Source organism: Streptomyces longispororuber (assembly GCF_014656095.1).
Lineage (GTDB): Bacteria > Actinomycetota > Actinomycetes > Streptomycetales > Streptomycetaceae > Streptomyces > Streptomyces longispororuber.
This window is the reverse complement of record NZ_BNBT01000063.1, coordinates 26,376-43,478: the sequence shown is the minus strand read 5'-3', so window position 1 is coordinate 43,478 and position 17,103 is coordinate 26,376. Positions and strand designations below refer to the sequence as shown.

General features: G+C 74.9%; 14 protein-coding genes. 6 read left to right on the top strand and 8 right to left on the bottom strand.

Annotated elements, in window-relative coordinates; all coding sequences use genetic code 11:
• The coding region (locus IE330_RS20345; protein ID WP_190137498.1) for an MFS transporter at positions 1–1,313 on the bottom strand (1,313 nt) is incomplete at its 3' end.
• Between the two features lie 128 nt (positions 1,314–1,441).
• Positions 1,442–1,984, bottom strand: coding sequence for an SRPBCC family protein (locus IE330_RS20340; RefSeq protein ID WP_190137497.1), 543 nt, complete (start codon positions 1,982–1,984; stop codon positions 1,442–1,444).
• 179 nt (positions 1,985–2,163) lie between these two features.
• On the opposite strand from IE330_RS20340, the gene IE330_RS20335 reads away from it, so the two are divergent.
• Complete coding sequence (locus tag IE330_RS20335) at positions 2,164–2,727, top strand: TetR/AcrR family transcriptional regulator (protein ID WP_190137496.1); 564 nt, start codon at positions 2,164–2,166, stop codon at positions 2,725–2,727.
• A gap of 208 nt (positions 2,728–2,935) precedes the next feature.
• Positions 2,936–4,288 (top strand): carotenoid oxygenase family protein, encoded by a 1,353-nt coding sequence (locus tag IE330_RS20330; RefSeq protein WP_190137495.1) that lies wholly within the window; start codon positions 2,936–2,938, stop codon positions 4,286–4,288.
• 169 nt (positions 4,289–4,457) lie between these two features.
• On the opposite strand, the gene IE330_RS20325 is transcribed toward IE330_RS20330, so the two are convergent.
• The 4 genes from IE330_RS20325 to IE330_RS20310 form a co-directional block, all read right to left on the bottom strand.
• Positions 4,458–5,204: a class I SAM-dependent methyltransferase gene (locus IE330_RS20325; RefSeq protein ID WP_190137494.1), complete on the bottom strand. Its 747-nt coding sequence runs from the start codon at positions 5,202–5,204 to the stop codon at positions 4,458–4,460.
• A gap of 394 nt (positions 5,205–5,598) precedes the next feature.
• Positions 5,599–8,040: a SpoIIE family protein phosphatase gene (locus IE330_RS20320; RefSeq protein WP_190137493.1), complete on the bottom strand. Its 2,442-nt coding sequence runs from the start codon at positions 8,038–8,040 to the stop codon at positions 5,599–5,601.
• 480 nt (positions 8,041–8,520) lie between these two features.
• Positions 8,521–10,941 carry an MFS transporter gene (locus IE330_RS20315; RefSeq protein WP_229925786.1) on the bottom strand — a complete coding sequence of 807 codons (2,421 nt, stop codon included), beginning with the start codon at positions 10,939–10,941 and terminating at the stop codon, positions 8,521–8,523.
• Positions 10,942–11,223: 282 nt separating this feature from the next.
• On the bottom strand, positions 11,224–11,667 hold the full coding sequence (locus IE330_RS20310) for an SRPBCC family protein (protein WP_190137492.1): 444 nt from the start codon (positions 11,665–11,667) through the stop codon (positions 11,224–11,226).
• 168 nt (positions 11,668–11,835) lie between these two features.
• On the opposite strand from IE330_RS20310, the gene IE330_RS20305 reads away from it, so the two are divergent.
• The 3 genes from IE330_RS20305 (at position 11,836) to IE330_RS20295 (ending at position 15,121) form a co-directional block, all read left to right on the top strand.
• Complete coding sequence (locus tag IE330_RS20305) at positions 11,836–12,870, top strand: Rv2578c family radical SAM protein (RefSeq protein WP_190137491.1); 1,035 nt, start codon at positions 11,836–11,838, stop codon at positions 12,868–12,870.
• A gap of 157 nt (positions 12,871–13,027) precedes the next feature.
• Positions 13,028–14,611: an alpha/beta hydrolase gene (locus IE330_RS20300; RefSeq protein ID WP_190137490.1), complete on the top strand. Its 1,584-nt coding sequence runs from the start codon at positions 13,028–13,030 to the stop codon at positions 14,609–14,611.
• Positions 14,612–14,695: 84 nt separating this feature from the next.
• Entirely contained in the window at positions 14,696–15,121 is a 426-nt protein-coding gene (locus IE330_RS20295; RefSeq protein WP_190137489.1) for a RidA family protein, read from the top strand.
• Between the two features lie 30 nt (positions 15,122–15,151).
• On the opposite strand, the gene IE330_RS20290 is transcribed toward IE330_RS20295, so the two are convergent.
• On the bottom strand, positions 15,152–15,742 hold the full coding sequence (locus IE330_RS20290; protein ID WP_190137488.1) for a TetR/AcrR family transcriptional regulator: 591 nt from the start codon (positions 15,740–15,742) through the stop codon (positions 15,152–15,154).
• A 107-nt stretch (positions 15,743–15,849) separates the two neighbouring features.
• Here IE330_RS20290 and IE330_RS20285 point away from each other — a divergent pair, with 107 nt between their 5' ends.
• Positions 15,850–16,386, top strand: coding sequence for an SRPBCC family protein (locus IE330_RS20285; RefSeq protein ID WP_190137487.1), 537 nt, complete (start codon positions 15,850–15,852; stop codon positions 16,384–16,386).
• 1 nt (position 16,387) lies between these two features.
• Here the strand turns inward: IE330_RS20285 and IE330_RS20280 are convergent, their stop codons facing one another.
• Positions 16,388–16,966, bottom strand: coding sequence for a HEAT repeat domain-containing protein (locus IE330_RS20280; RefSeq protein WP_190137486.1), 579 nt, complete (start codon positions 16,964–16,966; stop codon positions 16,388–16,390).
• Positions 16,967–17,103: the final 137 nt, after the last annotated feature.

The following is a 17,103-nucleotide window of genomic DNA, read 5'->3' as shown; positions in this document are numbered from 1 at the left end:
AGCGCGACGAGGGCCGCCGCGACGAGGGCGCGGCGGTAGCCGTGCTCGTGGGCGGCGGGGGTGACCCCGGCGGGCGCGGCGAGGGGGGTGAGGACCGCGAGCCCGAGGGCGCCGCCGACCTGCCGCGAGGTGTTGACGAGCCCGCCCGCGACCCCGGCGTGCCGCGGTTCCGCCGTGGCGACGCCCAGCGCGGTCAGGGGCACGAAGGCGAGCCCGAGGCCGGCGCCGATCAGCACGGAGGGGCCGAGCAGGTCGCCGATGAGGTGCCCGTCGACCGGCAGCCGGGCGAGCCAGAGCAGTCCGGCGGCGAGCAGGAGGAGCCCCGGCAGGAGCGTGCCCCGCAGCCGCCCGGCACCCCAGGACGCCGCCATGAGGGAGGTGGCCAGCGGCAGTTGGGCGAGCCCCGCCTCCAGGGGCGAGTGACCGAGGACGTTCTGCTGGTAGAGCGGCAGGAAGAAGAACGTGGCGACCCATGCGGCGCCCAGCAGCAGCATCAGGGCGTTGCCCGTCACGACCGCGCGGTCGCGCAGCAGCGCCGGAGGCAGCAGGGGGTCGCTCGCGCGCCGCTCGACCGGCGCCAGCGCGAGGAGCAGCAGCACCCCGGCCGCGGGGACGACGAAGCCGGGCAGCGGCGCGTGGCCCTGGCCGCCCAGGCCGTGGACGAGGAGGGTGAGCCCGGCCGTGACCAGCAGCGCGCCGGGCACGTCGAGGCGCGCCGCGCGCCCGCGCGCGTCCCGCGCCAGGAGCAGCGGCGCGGCCACCAGGCCCGAAAGGGCGACGAGGGCGCTGACGGCGAACACCGCCCACCAGCCCAGGGCGTCGGTGAGCACGACGCCGCGCACCAGGCCCGCGGCCCCGCCCGCCGCGGAGGCCGCGCCCCAGACGCCGAGCGCCCGGCCGCGGCCGGGCCCCGGCGGCCAGTGGGCCAGCAGGATCGCCAGCCCCGCCGGTGACAGCAGGGCCGCACCGGCCCCCTGGACCGCGCGGGCCGCGACGAGGGGCCCGAAGCCCCAGGGGACGCTCGCGGCGAGGGACCCGGCGGCGAAGAGGAGGAGCCCCGCGACGAAGGCGGTGCGGTGGCCGAGCAGGTCGGTGAGGCGGCCGCCTACGGGCAGCAGGGCCCCGAAGGCGATGAGGTAGGCGTTGACGATCCAGGCCAGGCCGGCCGGTGTCAGCCGGAGGTCCTGGCCGACGGCGGGCAGGGCGACGTTCACGACGGAGGTGTTGAGCACCACGAGGAACTGCGCACCGGCCAGCAGGGCCAGGACGGGGCCCGCGCGGTGCGGGGGCGGGGCGGGCGTCGGGAGGGACATGATGCCTTTCGGGACCGGGGGGCGGGCCGGGGGTTGGGGCCGGGGTCTAGGTCTGGCTCTGGGTCCGGGTCGGGAGAGCGTGGAGCCGTGCCGGGGCCGGGCCGTGCCCCGCCCGCGCGGCACCAGGGTCAGGCGCGTTCGCCGCACGGGGACTTGGGGTGGCGCTGCTCCGCCCGCTGCTTGAGGTGGTGCAGCCAGGCGTCCAGGGAGGCGTCCAGGGCCTTCTGGAGGTACGCGGTGTCGGCGTCGACGGGCGCGCCGCTCCAGGACTCCTCGGTGCGGACGTGGACGCCGCCCTTGACCGGCGTGAAGGTCCACACGTGCACGGCGGTGATGCCCTGGGCGGGCCCGCCCCAGACGATGCGGCGCTTCGGCCGCACCTGCTCGACCGTCGAGGTGATGTCCTCCAGGCCCTCGGTGGACCAGACCCAGGAGGAGCCCGGCCGCAGCGGTCCGGGGGTCCGCTTGACGGAGGAGCTGACGCCCGGCTGCCAGGCGGGCCAGCCCTCGACGTCCGTCTGGATGCGCCACACGCGGTCCAGGGGCGCGTGGATGACGATGTCGTCGCGGCTGATGACCGGGGCCTTCTCGTCGATGCCCACCGGCGCGGGGCCCGAGCTCCCGAAGGCCAGGGGCAGCGCGGCGAGGAGGGCGGTGGCGAAGGCGAACATGAGGATTCCTCCCAGGGTGTGGTGATGGCGGCATGTGTGTGTGGTCGACCACTCACTCAGGTGTGAGTACTCAACCACTCACCCACGGAGGCGTCAACACCCAGCACGCCCGTCGGCGCCAGAGCCGCAGCCTGGGCGCCCCCTTGACGCCCGTCGAGAGTGAGTGATTGAGTACTCACATGAAGACGGAACGCCGTCGGCTCTCCACGGCCGAAGAACGACGGGAAGCGGTCCTGCGCACCGCCATCGGCGCCTTCGCCGCACGGGGGTACTTCGGGACCACGACCACGGAGGTGGCCAAGGCCGCCGGCATCTCGCAGGCGTACGTCTACCGGCTCTTCCCGAACAAGGAAGCCCTGTTCACCGCGGTCGTCGAGCACTGCTTCGTCCGGGTCAGGGCCGCCCTCGAAGGCGGTGCGGCCGAGGCCGCGAGCAGCGCCCCCGAGGCGGTGCTGGACTCGATGGGCGACGCCTACGCCCGGCTGATCAGCGACAACGACCTCATGCTGGTGCAGTTGCACGCCCAGGCCGCCGCGGTCTCCGAGCCCGCGATCCGCGAGGCGGTCCGGGCGGGGTACGCCCGCACGGTCGAGTACGTACGCGGGGCCTCCGGCGGCAGCGAGGAGCAGGTGCAGCGGTTCTTCGCCACCGGCATGCTCTGCCACCTGCTGGTCTCCATCGACGCCGAGGCGGTCTCCGCGCCCTGGACCCGCACCCTGACCGCCGGGATCACGCACTACTGACCCGCCCCCGACCGCCCCGACCGCCCCGCACGCTCCCGCCACTCCCCCACCCCCGCCGTTCCCCCACGGAACCGGCAGCCGCAGCCCGCAGGCCCAGCGGCTGCCCTCTTTCCGCACCAGGGAGTGAGTGTTCAACCACACACATTCTTGCCCCGCACCCTCCTGGTGAAGCCCCCCTACCCCGTACCTACTGGAATCGAGGTTCCCCATGACCAGCAAGCCCTACCTGACCGGTCACTACGCCCCCGTCGCCGACGAGATCACCGCGACCGAGCTGACCGTGGACGGCGCCCTGCCGCCCGAGCTGACCGGCCGTCTAATCCGCAACAGCCACAACCCCAAGCCCGGCGTCACCCCCACCCACTGGTTCAAGGGCAGCGGCATGGTGCACGGCGTCCGGCTGAACCGGGGCCGCGCCGAGTGGTACCGCAACCGGTGGGTCCGCACCCCGGCCCTGGACGGCGCCCCCTACCTGACCGACGAGGGGCCCGACCTGACGGTCAGTACGGCCGGTACGCACGTCATCGAGCACGGCGGCCGGCTCCTGGCCCTCTCGGAGGCGGCGCTGCCCTTCGAGCTGACGCCCGACCTGGAGACGGTGGGCGCCTACGACTTCGGCGGCAGGCTCACCTCCGCCATGACCGCCCACCCCAAGGAGGACCCGGCAACCGGCGAGCTGCACTTCTTCGCCTCCTCGCCGCTCCCTCCCTTCCTGATCCACCACGTCGCCTCCGCCGACGGGCAGGTGCTCGACAGCCAGGAGGTGCCCGGCGCGAGCGCCGCGCTGAAGCACGACTTCGCGATCACCGCGCACCACGTGGTCTTCCTTGAGGGCTCGGTCACCTTCGACCCCGCCGAGCACTCCGGGATCCCGTACGCCTGGAGCGACGCGCAGGCCACCCGGATCGGCGTCATGCCGCGCGAGGCGGGCGGCGCGCGGCGGATCCGCTGGTTCGAGATCGACCAGGGGTACAGCATGCACATCGCGAACGCCTACGAGGACGCCCTCGGGCGCGTCGTCGTCGAGGGCCCGGCCGTGGGCCGCGAGGGCTGGCGGCGCTCCTGGAACTGGTGGGTCGGCGCCCCGGACCGCGGCGCCGAGCCCAACTCCGGCTCCCGCGGCCGCCGCTGGACGGTCGACCTGGCCGCGGGCACCGTACGCGAGGAGCAGACCGACGACCTGACGGTGGAGTTCCCCACGATCAACGACGGCTTCACCGGCAGCGAGCACCGCTTCCAGTACGCGCTGTCGTTCCCCGACGACCTCGGGATCGGCAACCACGCCCTGGTGAAGTACGACCGCTCCACCGGTGCGCGGCAGCTCCTGCCGTTCGGCGCCGGGCGGCTGCCCAGCGAGGCGGTGTTCGTCCCGGCGGACGGCGCGACCGGCGAGGACGAGGGCTACCTCCTGACCGTCGTGAGCGACCTGAACGCCGACGCGTCCGCGCTGCTCGTCCTCGACGCCTCCGACCTCACCGTGCCGCCGGTCGCCACGGTCCGCCTCCCCCGGCGGGTGCCCGCGATGATCCACGGCTCGTGGATCCCCGACGCGGCCCTGTGACGGGCGGCCGGGAACGGGGGCCGGTTCGGGCCGGTTCGCCGGTTCAGGACGCCGGGCCGGTTCAGGACGCCGGGCCGGTTCAGGACGCCGGGCCGGTTCAGGACGCCGGGCCGGTACAGGCCGGTGCGCCGGTTCAGGCCGGTGCGCCGGTTCAGGCCGGTGGACCCGTTCAGGCCGCCGGGCCGGTGGCCGTGTCCGGCGGGCCCAGCACGAGCCACCGCGAGGGCAGTTCGATGCGGGTGCCGTCGGGCGTGAACTCGGTCGTGGTGAGCGGGAGTTCGCCGTCGGCGAGCACGGTCAGGCCCGCCTCCCGGACGTGGTCGAGCACCGCCGCGTCGGCGACCTCGCCGGGCGTGAGGCCGTGGGCGAAGACCGGCGCCAGCTTCGGCGGCGGCCCGCCCACGCGCTGCGCCAACCGGGCCAGGACCGGGCGCGCGGCCTCCGTCAGCTCGACGACGAAGGCCCGCCCGCGCTCGCCGGTCAGCGTCGCCAGGGAGTCGACCAGTGGCTGCCGGTCGGCGGGCTCGCACTGGTGCAGCACGCCCCGCATGTACACGTTGACGTCGCCGAGTTCCGCGTGCAGTTGCTCCGCCGCGCTGCGCTCCGCCGCGTCGATCTGCCGGTACTCCGCCTGCCCGGCGGGGTCCTCGCGCCGGGCGTGGTCGATCGCGGCGGCGGACAGGTCGACGCCGAGGACGTGGGGGAAGCGGTCGGCGAGGAAGCGGGTCTGGGTGCCGTTGCCGCAACCGACGTCGACGACGGGCAGGCCCGGCGCGGTCACGTACGGCTCGAAGAGGGCCAGGTGGAGGCCCACGGTCAGGGCCGGTTCGGCGTCCCAGAAGACGCCGCCCACCGTTTCGGGAGCCTCGCTCCAGAAGCCCTCCCACGCTTCCCGGTACCGACTCGTGACGCTCATGACCAGCTCCCCAGGTGTGACCGGTGTGACCGGTGTGACCGGTGCCGTCGAAGCCGACGACAAGATCGGTCTACCGCTCGCGGGGGCGCTCGACAAGCCGCGCGCACGCACCTTCACGGCGCTTTCGATACGTGTTCGCCGGGCGTGTGCCCGCGCGCGGCCCCACGCGACGGAGCGCGCTCCCCCTCCGCCCCGCACGGGCCGTGCCGTCCCCGGGGCCTCCCGCGTCTCCGGGGCCTCCCGCGTCTCCGGGGCCTCCCGCGTCTCCGGAGGCCTCCCGCGTCTCCGGGGTCCGCCCGTGTCTCCGGGGCCTCGTGGGTCCCCAGGGTCCCCGGTGGCCTCCGTCGCTCTCCGTGGGTCCCGGCCCCGCCCGCGACGCCCCGCCCGCAAGGCGTCAGCGGCGCGGCGGCTCCAGCTCGAACCACACCGTCTTGCCCGAGCTGCCGCTGCTCGTGCCCCACTCCTTGGCGAACCGCGTCACGACGCGCAGGCCGCGCCCGAACTCGTCGCCGGGCCCGGCGCTCAGCAGGGTCGGCAGCGACGGGTCCTGGTCCTCGACCTCGCACAGGACCCGCCCCGAGCGGACCAGGCGCAGTCCGATGCGCGAGCCGCGCGCGTGCCGTACGGCGTTGGTGACGAGCTCGCTGACCAGCAGGCACGCGGTGTCCTCCAGGGCGCCGAGCCCCCAGTCCCGCAGTTGGCGGCGGACCAGCTCGCGGGCCCTGCCGACCTCGCTCGGGTCGGACACGAGCCGCCAGTGGCCGACGTCGTCCGAGGCCACCCCGTTGAGCCGGGCCATCAGCAGGGCCACGTCGTCCTTGCGCCCGCCGCGGGTGTTGAGCGCCCGGATGATCGTGTCGCAGGCCGCGTCCATGGAGGCGGCGGGGTGGGCGGCCGACTCCACCAGCGTGGCGAGGCCGACGCCGATGTCCTCGCCGCGCACCTCGACGAGCCCGTCGGTGCACATCAGCAGCCGGTCGCCGGGCGCGACCCGCACCCGGACCGACTCGAAGGGCACGCCCCCGACGCCGATGGGCGCCCCGGTCGGCAGGTCGAGCAGCTCGCTGCGGCCGGAGCGGGCCCGGACCAGGACCGGTGGGATGTGCCCGGCGTTCGCCAGGTGCAGATCGCCCGCGATGGGGTCGTACACCGCGTACAGGCACGTCGCGAGGTAGTGCTCGCCGAGCCGCTGCGCCAGGTCGTCGAGGTTCCGCAGGAGCTGGGCGGGCGGCAGGTCGAGCGCGGCCATGGTCTGCACGGCCGTGCGGAGCTGGCCCATCATCGCCGCGGAGTTGAGGCCGTGCCCCATGACGTCGCCGACGACGAGCGCCGTCCGCGCCCCCGGCAGCTTCACGGAGTCGAACCAGTCGCCGCCGACCCGCCCGAGCAGGGTGCCCGGCAGATAGCGCGTGGCGATGTCGCAGCCGGACATCTGGGACTCTATGTGCGGCAGCATGCTGTCCTGGAGGGTGTCGGCCACCGACTCCTGGTACGTGTACATGCGCGCGTTGTCCAGCACGAGGCCCGCGCGGGCGGCCAGTTCGGCGCCGGTCACCCGGTCCATGTCGTTGAAGACGGGCCGCTCCCGGTGGCGCAGCAGGATCATGAAGCCGAGCACGACGTTGCGCGCCTTCAGGGGCACGACCAGCATCGAGCGGTGGTTGATGAGCGGGCGGATGTCGCGCTTCTCGAACTGCGAGGCGATGGCGTTGCCCATCTCCTCGGTGATGCGCGGCACGAGCACCGGCTCGCCCGAGGTCATGCACTGGAAGAACGGCGTGTGGGCGGGGAACGGCATGGACTCGCCCACGGGCACCACGTCGTCCCAGCGGCCCGGTTCGTCGGTGTGCTCCACAGCCACGCGGTGCCACAGCGTGGTCTCGTCCGGGACGCCCTCGGGAAAGCCCTCGCCCGCGACGACCTGCTCGCGCAGATAGGTGCCCGCGACGTCGGTGAAGCGCGGTACGACCGCCTTGCTGACCTCCTGGATGGTGCGGGACAGGTCCAGGGAGGAGCCGATGCGCGCGCTCACCTCGTTCAGGAACTCCAGGCGCTCGCGGACCGCGGCGTACTCCAGGTCCTCGGCGTCCTCGGCGTCCTCGGCAGCGGCCTCCGCATCCGGCGCCCGCCCGGCCGCGGCCGCCTCGGCCGCGCGCCGTCTGCGCGCCTGGCGCTCGGCCCGGCGCGGCACGCCCCAGTCGGGCGTGACGGGCACCCGGTCGTGCTGGCTGAACTCCAGGACCGGATAGCCCAGTTCCAGGACCTGCGAGACGATGCGGGCGCTCTCGGCCACGCTCATGCTGGGCAGGATCTCCGGGAGCCGCCGGGCCAGGTCGTCCGCCCCGGGGAAGTCGGTGTGCAGCGCGAACCCCGGCGCTATGCGCTCCACGCGCGCGCCGTCGTGGTCGTCGGCACCGGCCAGCCGGGCCGCGTCCGCAGCGAGCACGAGCAGTCGCTCCGGTCCGGGCCCGACCAGCGGATAGGCCCACCACAGCACATCGAGGCGCTCGCCCCGGCCCGCCGACGGCGTCAGCCGGGCGCGGCCCGCCGCCGGGTAGGAGGTATGGCCGTCCAGGGAGCTGCCGAGGTCGGGGCCCAGGTCGTCGTAGACGGCGTAGTGCTCGTCGGCGCCCGGGGGCAGCGCGCCGGAGACGGGCAGCAGGTCGCCCGCCGGGTGGCCGACCGCGTCCTCCTTGGCGTAGCCGAACAGGCGCCGCGCGCCCACGCTCCAGTGGGAGACGAGGCCGGCGCCGTCGATGACGACCACGGCCAGGGGGATGCGGCCGGACACGGCGTCGCGCGCCGCCGGTCCGCCGTCCGGGGTCCCACGCTCCATGGCCAAGGCTCCTTCCCACGGCGCGGCAAGATCTGCTCCGCCCCCAACCACCGTACGACCGGGACGGGTTACCGTGCGGCTCCTTGCGCGAATTGACCACGCACCGACCGGTCCTGTCCGGTCCGTGCCCTTCCCTGAAGGCCCACGTCAGCCGCCGTCGGTCCGGACCGCTCGCGGTCGGTCCCGGTCCCCCGCCGAGGTCGACCCGGCCGACCCCGGGCGACCCCGGCCGGAACCAGTCGGTCCCGGTCAGCCCTGCCCGCCCCGATCAGGCCCGGTCGGGAACGGTCAGGCCCGGTCGCCGTGCCCCGGTCGCCGTGCCCCGGCGGCCTCGCCCGCGCCCCCGCGCCCGACCGCCGCAACCCGTGGCCCCGCACCTGACCGCCGCAACCCGTGGCCCCGCACCCGACCGCCGTGCCCGCGTCCGACCGCCACAGCCCGCGGCCCCCGCGTCCGACCGCCGTGGAGCGCCCCCGCGCCTCAGTGGTGGTCCTCGTGCCCCAGTTGCACGTCCCGCTCCGTGCGGCCGCCGCCGGCGACCTGGAGCACCGTGGCGACCGGCGGGTAGCCCGCCGCGATCACCGTGTACTCGCCGGACGACAGGTCGACGAACCGGAAGGTGCCGTCCGCGCCGGTCGTCAGGGTGTCGACGACGTTGCCCCCGGCGTCCAGGAGGGTCACGCGCGCGTCCTCGACGGGCCGCCCACCGCCGGCCCGCACGGTGCCGCGCAGCACCGCTCCCCCGGCGAGCTCGACGTCCTGCCGCGTCTCCCGGGCGGCCTGCACGCTCACCGGCAGTGCGGCGGGCCGGAACGCGGGGGCGCTCGCGGCGAGGGTGTACTCGCCCGCCACCAGCTCCGTGAACACGTAGCCGCCCTCGCGCCCGCTGCGGGTGGTGGCGACGACGTCGCCGCGGACATCGGTCAGCGTCACGGCGGCGTCCCGGACGGGCGTGCCGTCGGCGGTGCACACGCTCCCGGCGAGCCGCCCCGCCCCGCCGAGGACGACGTCGAGCTCGACGGGGCGCTCGCCCACGGTGACGGTGACGGCCTGGGGCTGGTGGCCGCCCGCCGCGGCGATCAGCACGAACGATCCGGCGCCGGGCGTGGCCAGCGCGTACCGGCCGTCGTCCCCGCTGGCGCCGCGCCCGACCTGCCGGCCCGCGACGTTGATGAGCGTCAGGGCGGCGCGCGGCACGACGGTGCCGTCCGGGTGCTGCACGGTGCCGCAGACGGGCACCCCGGCGTGCGGGGACCGGGCCTCGGGGACGACCGGGGGCTCGGCGAGGGAGGCGTCGGTGGACGCGGCACTGGACAACAGGGGGGTCTCCTTGAGGAAAAAGGCGAACAGCAGGCCGAGGACGAGCACCGGCACCAGGTAGAGGAAGATCCGGGGCATCGCGTCCGCGTACGCCTGGATGTAGCCCTCGCGCAGGTGGGCGGGCATCACGTGGACGACCTGCGGGGTGATCGACTCGGGGTCCGGCAGGCCGGCGGTGTCGGGCAGCCGGTCGGCGAGGGCGTCGGTGAGCCGCGCGGCGAAGAGCGTCCCGAAGACGGCGGCACCGACGCTGCCGCCGATCTGCCGGAAGAAGTTGTTGGCGCTGGTGGCGGTCCCCAGGTCGGCGGCCGGGACGGCGTTCTGCACGGCGAGGATCAGCACCGGCATGACGAGGCCGACACCGGCACCGAGGACGGCCATCCAGAGGCTGTAGTGCAGCCGGGGCGTGTCGGCCTCCAGGCGCGACAGCAGATACATGCCCGCCACGGACAGCGCGCTGCCGAGGACGGGGTAGACCCGGTAGCGCCCGGTGACGCTGATGAGCTGTCCGGCGACGATCGACGCGCCGACGACACCGCCCATCATCGGCAGCATCAGCAGCCCGGACTCCGTGGCGCTCGCGCCGTCGACCATCTGCAGATACGTCGGCAGATAGCTGGCCGCGCCGAACAGGGCGATGCCCACGGCGATCCCCACCAGGCCCGTGACGACGAAGACGGAGTCGCGGAAGAGGCGCAGCGGAATGATCGGTTCTGCCGCGCGGTGCTCGACCAGCAGGAAGAGCACGGCCGATGCGACGGCCCCGCCCGCGAGCCCCAGGATGACGCGTGAGCCCCACGCGTACTCGGTGCCGCCCCAACTGGTCAGCAGGACCAGGCAGGTGGAGGCGGCGGTGAGCAGCAGGGCGCCGAGCACGTCCAGGCGCCCGCGCGCCACGGGCTCGGGCAGCTTCAGGACGAGCGCCACCACGACCAGGGTGACCAGGCCGAACGGCACGTTGAAGTAGAAGCACCAGCGCCAGGAGACGTGGTCGGTGAAGAACCCGCCGAGCAGCGGCCCCGCGACGGACGCGAGCCCGAAGGCCGCGCCGATCATGCCCATGTAGCGGGCCCGCGCGCGGGGCGGCACGATGTCCGCGATGATCGCCTGGACCCCGATCAGCAGCCCGCCGGCGCCGACGCCCTGCAGGGCGCGGAAGGCGATGAGCTGGTCCATGGTGCGCGACCAGCCCGCGAGGGCGGAGCCCGCCACGAAGACGACGATGGCGAACTGGAAGACGCCCTTGCGCCCGAAGAGGTCCCCGAGCTTGCCGTAGATCGGCAGCCCGACGGTGGCCGTGAGCAGGTACGCGGTGATGGCCCAGGACATCCGGTCCAGGCCGTGCAGCTCACCGACGATCTTCGGCAGCGCCGTGGCCACGATCATCTGCTCGAGCGCGGCCAGCAGCAGGGCCAGCGTCAGGCCGAAGAAGACCATCCGGACCCGGGCGGGGCTCAGCCCCTGCCCGGCGGGCCCCCGGCCGTCGGGGGGCACAGGCTCCTGCGCCACGTCGATGGCGGGGCTCCGGGTGGCCCCCCGGTCGCCGTGCTCGGCCCGCATCGCCAGCGTCGTCCCGCCCACCTGCTGCTCCCCTCGTCCGGCTGCGCCGCCCATTTCTCGCATTACGCGACAACTACGAGCAAGCGCGACGAGTCCCCCCGAGAGGTGCACCGGCGCACGTTAGCGCCGGTGGGAGCCCTACGGCGCACGACCCGAGGGCGCCGAAAACCACTCGAAACGGTGAGCTGCCGAACAACCCTGATGGCGTAAACGGGAGTTGGGGCCGGCACGACACGGTTCCGTGTCACGCCGACCCCAACTCCCGTGGCCCAGGCGGTTACTTCCGGCCAGTGCCGCTCGGCGTCACTTCCCGACCTCGGCGGCCAGCCGCTCCAGGACCGCGTCGTAGATGCGGGCGAGGCCCTTCGGGGCGAACGTCCGCTCGAAGAAGCCGCCGATGCCGCCCGCGCCGTTCCACACCGAGGTGACGACCACGCGCGCCTGCCCCTCGCCCGCCGGGGTCACGCGCCAGGTGGTGACCATGGAGGAGTTGCGGTCCTTCTCGACCAGCTCGCCGTCGGTGGGCTCGGTCACGTCGAGCAGGCAGTCGCGGACGCGCTTGCTGGTGGCCTGGAGCTTCCAGTGCACGAGGGTGCCCTCGCCGTCGCCGCCCTCGCGCACCTCGTACTCGCTGAAGTGCTCGGACAGGACCTTCTCGCGCGTGCCGCTGTAGTCGGCCAGCGCATCGAAGACGTCCTCCGGCCGTGCCGCGATGATCCGCTCCGTGGTCGCCTCGACCTGCGCCATGGCACTTCCTCCAGTTGGTGTCTCGGGGGTTCGACGGTCACCCAACCACCCCGTGCGGCGGCGCCCCAAATCGGGGCCCCCTCCGGCCGCCCGCCACGCCCGTACGGCGCTCGCACGATCATGGGAACAGATGTTCTATTCTGTGGCCAGTGCTACCGAGGAGGCGCCATGCGCTGGGAGAACCTGTCCGACGGGCCGCGCCGGGGCGCCGCCGACGCCGCGCTGTTCGGCGCGGACGCGGTCACCACACGAACCTTCGACACCCCGGAGTTCCGCGGGATCACCTTCCACGAGATCCGGGCCAGAACGATCGTGAACCGCGTGCCCGGGGCCTCGCGCATGCCCTTCGAGTGGACCGTCAACCCCTACCGCGGCTGCACGCACGCGTGCGTGTACTGCTTCGCCCGCAAGACGCACAGCTACCTGGACCTGGACACCGGGCTCGGCTTCGACAGCCAGATCGTCGTGAAGGTGAACGCGCCGGAGCTGCTGCGCCGCCAGCTCGCCTCGCGCCGCTGGCACGGCGAGCACATCGCGATGGGCACCAACGTCGACTGCTACCAGCGCGCGGAGGGCCGCTACGCCCTGATGCCCGGCATCATCGAGGCGCTGCGCGACCGCGCGAACCCGTTCTCGATCCTCACCAAGGGCACGCTGATCCTGCGCGACCTCGACCTGCTGCGGCAGGCCGCCGCCGTCACCGACGTCGGCATCTCGGTGTCCGTCGGCTTCCTGGACGAGTCCCTGTGGCGCACCGTCGAGCCGGGCACGCCCGCGCCCGGGCGCCGTCTGGAGGTCGTGCGCACCCTCACCGCGCACGGCATCGGCTGCGGCGTCCTGATGGCACCGGTGATCCCCTTCCTCGGCGACGAGCCGGAGCAGCTCCGCGCCACGGTGCGGGCCGTCGCCGAGGCCGGGGCGGTGTCGGTGACCCCGCTGGTCCTGCACCTGCGCCCCGGCGCCCGCGAGTGGTTCATGTCCTGGCTGCACCAGCACCATCCGCACCTGGTGCGCCGGTACGAGCGCCTGTACGCGGAGGGCGCCTACGCCCCCACCTGGTACCAGCGCCGGATCACCCGGCAGGTGCACGAGCTGGCCGAGGAGTTCGGCATCGGCCCCACGCGCGCGGGGGCGGCGCGCCGGATACGCACGGCCCCGGAGCCCGAGCCAGAGCCGGGGCCCACGCAGCTCACCCTCCTGTGACCCGGCCGGGACGGGCGGGCCATGAGCACCGGTGTCCACTTGGTGCTCCTTTCCGGGCATTTATCGCCGGATCACCCCTCCCGGGGCGGGCTTTCCGGGACCATGCGGCGGGGGTCGTGCGCCGCGCGGCCCCGCACCCCGCGTCCCGGGAGGCTCGATGAGAAGAACCGCCGTCTCGCTGTGCGGCGCCGCCGCTCTGCTGGCCGGTCTCGTCGCGGCGGTGCCCGCCGCGGGCGCGGACCCGCGGACCGCGCCCGGCGCCCCGCGCACCCACAAGCCCCTCGCGTGGAAGGCGTGCGCGACGCCGGAGTACCCGCGCCTGGAGTGCGCGTCCCTGCGGGTGCCGCTCGACCACGGCCACCGGCACGGGCGGCAGGTCACCCTGGCCCTGTCCCGGGTGCGGCACACCTCGCCGGCGTACCAGGGCCCCCTCCTGGTCAACCCGGGCGGTCCCGGCGCCGGCGGGCTGACCACGGCCGGGTTCGTCGCGGCGTCGCTGCCGGAGCGGGTGGCCGCGCGCTACGACGTCGTGGGCTTCGACCCGCGCGGTGTCGGCAGGAGCACACCGGCCCTCACCTGCCGCCCCGGGCACGCGGACCCCGTGCGCCCCGACTCGGTACCCGCCACGCCCGCCCTGGAGCGGGCCAACCTGCACCGGGCGCGGGCGTTCGCCGAGGCGTGCGCGAAGAAGTACGCGGACGTGCTGCCGTACGTCGACACGGTCAGCGCGGCCAAGGACCTGGACGCGATCCGGGCGGCGCTCGGCGCGCCGAGGATCAGCTACTTCGGCTACTCGTACGGCACCTATCTGGGCGCGGTGTACGCCAAGCTGTTCCCGGACCGGGTGCGCCGCATGGCCCTGGACTCCGTGGTCGACCCGGACGCCGTCTGGTACGCGGCCAACCTCGCGCAGGACTTCGCCTTCGACGCCCGCCACAAGGCGTTCCTCGCCTGGGTGGCCCGGCACCACGCCCGGTACGCGCTCGGCAAGGATCCGGCGAAGGTCGAGGCCCAGTGGTACGCGATGCGCGGCGCCGTCGCCAAGGAGCCCGCGGGCGGCAAGGTCGGCGCCGCCGAGCTGGAGGACACCTATCTGCCGGGCGGCTACTTCGACGGCTCCTGGCCGCTGCTGGCCGAGGCGTTCGCCGCCTACGCGAACGACCGGAGCACCGAACCGCTCGTGCGGGCCTACGAGGCCCTGGGCGCCCCGGACGCGGCGACCGACAACGGCTACTCGGTGTACGCGGCCGTGCAGTGCCGTGACGCGCCGTGGCCGCGCCCCTGGAGCCAGTGGCGCGAGGACCACACGCGCACCCACGCGAAGGCGCCCTTCATGACCTGGAACAACGCCTGGTACAACGCGCCCTGCGCCTTCTGGCCCACGGCCTCGCTGAGCCCGGCGGACGTCCGCAACACGGCGCTGCCGCCGGTGCTGCTCCTCCAGGGCACGGACGACGCGGCCACGCCGTACGAGGGCGCGGTCACGATGCACCGCAAGCTGCGCGGTTCGAGCCTCGTGGTGGAGTGGGGCGGCGGCAACCACGGCGCCACGCTGAGCGGGAACGCCTGCATGGACCGGTACCTGGCGGCGTACCTCCACCACGGCGAGGTGCCGCGGAGCGGCGGCGAGGTCGACGCGGTGTGCAAGGCCCGGCCCGGGCCGGAGCCTGAGCCCGCGCGCTCCGGGGACGGGGCGGCGCGCGGCGCCGAGCTGCCCGGGCCGCTCCGGTTCCGGGGCTGAGCCCTCCGGTCCGCGGGGCGGCGCGGCGCCGAACCGGCCCCTCCGCCCGGCGCGTTGTCGGTCCCGTGGTCCACCATGGAGATCATGAACCGTCTCACGCACCTCCACGCACCCGAGGGAGTCGCGCCGGCCACGGCGTACACCCATGTCGTCGCGGGCACCGGCCGCCTGGTCGCCGTCTCCGGCCAGCTCCCCCTCGACGAGCGGGGCGAGCTGGTCGGCGCGGGCGACCCCGCGGCCCAGGCCCTCCAGGTCTTCGAGAACCTCCGCCGCTGCCTGGCGGCCGCGGGCGCCGGCTTCGACGACGTGATCAAGCTGACGTACTTCCTCACGGACATGGCGCACCTGCCCGCCGTCCGCGCCGCACGCGACGCCCACCTCGACCCGGCACGGCTCCCCGCGTCCTCGGCCGTCCAGGTCGCGGCGCTGGTGGCGCCCGAGTACCTGATGGAGATCGAGGCGCTCGCGGTGGTGGCGGAGGAGCCGGGGAAGGCGGCCGAGGGCGCCTGACCCCCGCCGCGCGGCCCGGCCCGCCCGCCCTCAGCCCGCCCCGAGCAGCGCCAGCGCGCTGTCGCCCGCGAGCTGTTCGGCGTACGGCGGCAGGTCCTCGCCGCGGCGCAGATGGCGGCGCACGATCGTCAGCGGTACGTCGACCACCGCGAGCGCGACCCGCTCGGCCGCCCGGGCGCCGTCCTCGCCGAGGTCGGCGCACAGCTCCGCGAGCGCCGTCCGCACCCGCTCGTGCCCGGCCCGCGCCCGGGCCTCGCTCTCCTCGGGCCAGCCGCCCTGCCCGAAGTCGGCGGGGCCGTACAGGAGCAGGGCCGCCGCGCGCGGCTGCGCCCGGCTCCAGGCGACGACGTGGACGGCCGCCGCGCGGGCGGCGGCGCGGGGCCCCTGGCCGCCGTCGCCCAGGGCCGCGAACCAGCCCTCCTGGAAGTCCTCGACGGTGCGCAGCCACACCTCCGCGAGCAGCGCGGGACGCGATGCGAAGCGGTGGTACACCGATCCGCTGGGCGCGCCGACGGCCTTGGCGACGGCCGCCATCGTGACCGCGGCGGGGCCCGCCTCCGCGGCCAGCCGCACGGCGGCGTCGAGGAAGCGTCCGCTGTCGTACCGGGGTGGCCTCGCCATGTAAGGGAGAGTACTCTCCAATTAAATAGAGAGGGCTCTCCAAAACAGCCCCCGGGGACCTGCCCGGGAGCGCGGCCCTCCGTACGCCCTCAGGACCTGGAGCAGCCATGGCCGTCCTCAACGTCCACGAACGCCTCCTGGCCGCCGACCCCGAGGAGGTCGGCGCGCTCCTCGACGCCCTGGCCACCGCCGGCGACCCGCTCTGGCCGCACGCCGACTGGCCGCGGATGGTGCTCGACCGGGGCCTCGCACCCGGCTCCCGCGGCGGCCACGGCCCGGTGCGCTACACCGTCGCGGCACACGCGCCCGGGCAGTGGGTGCGCTTCACCTTCACGGGCCCGCGCGGCTTCGACGGGTTCCACGAGTTCTCGGTGCACGCCGTCGAGCCCGGGCCCGGGGCGCGCCCCGCGCGCGACGAGGGCGCGGCCGCGACTGGGGCCCCGCGGACGATCCTGCGGCACACGCTGGCCATGCGCGCCCGCGGCCCGGCCCGCCTCACCTGGCCGCTCGCCTTCCGCTCCTTCCACGACGCCTGCCTGGAAGACAGCCTGGACCGCGCCGAGTTGGCCCTGACCGGCACGGTGGCCCGCCCGGCGCGCTGGAGCCCGTACGTGCGCCTGCTGCGCCGCCTCACGCCCGGCTAACTCACGCCGACACCCGCGCCAGCGCCGCCGAGGCCGCCGCCGCGAGGCGGGGGTGGGCGCAGGCCGCCTTCAGGACCGGGATCGCCCGCGGGTCGCCCAGCGCGCCGAGCCCCTCCACGCAGGCGAGCGCCACCTTGCCGTAGGGGTCGTTCGGCGTGAGGCGGCGCTGCAGGGTGACGATCAGCGCGGGCGCCGACTCGGGGGCGCGCAACTCGGTGAGCAGCCGCACCGGGTGCAGGGCGTAGGCGACGCGCAGCTCGTCGGTGGCGAGGGCGGCCGCCGCGCGCGCGGTGCGCGGGTCGCCGAGCCGGTCGAGCGCGTACGCGGCGGCGGCGCAGCGCGGCGGGTCCCGGTGGTTGAGCAGCAGCACCAGGGACTCGAAGGCCCGCTTGTCCCCCGCCGTGCCGAGCCGCACCGCCGCCAACTCCCGTGCCCACAGCGGCTGCCCGGCCGCGTGCAGCATCCCCGCGAGCTCGTCCGGGTCGTCGACCGCCAGCAGCCTCTCGTACGCCTCCAGCTCTCCCGACGCCGCAGCCTCGCGTCGTAAGCGATCCGTCACCGTCCGCAACTCCGCATCCATGCGGCGAGCCTAGTCGCGACGGAGGTCACAGACACCGGGGGCTGGCGCGCTCGTTACTCACCGGTTAATCTCATCTGAGCGGGGCACACTCCCCGTAAGCAGTTCCACGACTCCTGACGGCCTGGTGACGCAGCCGT